This window comes from Neisseria sp. P0021.S007, from assembly GCF_051956855.1.
This window is the reverse complement of the sequence record NZ_JBQCXA010001700.1, coordinates 1-445: the sequence shown is the minus strand read 5'-3', so window position 1 is coordinate 445 and position 445 is coordinate 1. Positions and strand designations below refer to the sequence as shown.

Sequence of the window (445 nt, the reverse complement as noted above, 5' to 3'; positions counted from 1 at the left end):
TGCCAACGGCTATTACGGCGGCGTGGTTGCCGGGCCCGTATTCAAAGAAGTCATGAGCGGAAGCTTGAACATCTTGGGTGTTTCCCCGACCAAGCCTTTAAGTAATACCGCTACCGTCAAAGTACCGGCATAATCCAAACAATCAAAGAGATATTGTTTATGTTCAGCAAGTTAACCCCCTTTGCTGAAACCAACTTTCCGCCTCTGCTGTGTGAAAACGCAGCAGGGCGTTTGTTGCATTCAGACAGCCGACAAATTAAACAGGGTGACATTTTCGTTGCCTGTCAGGGCGAATATACATACGGCCGCAGCTATATTCCTGCCGCCATTGCCAACGGTGCAACCTTTGTTTTTTGGGATGATGACGGCAAATTTACATGGAATCCCGAATGGAACGTTCCTAATCAATGCATTAAAGATCTGAAACATCGCGCCGGTATGGTGG

Annotated in this window: 1 protein-coding gene; it reads left to right on the top strand. The window is 47.9% G+C overall.

Annotated elements, in window-relative coordinates; genetic code table 11:
• Nucleotides 1–159: 159 nt before the first annotated feature.
• Nucleotides 160–445 (top strand): Mur ligase domain-containing protein (locus ACTHUR_RS20990; RefSeq protein ID WP_440400745.1); only part of this gene is annotated, 286 nt, incomplete at its 3' end.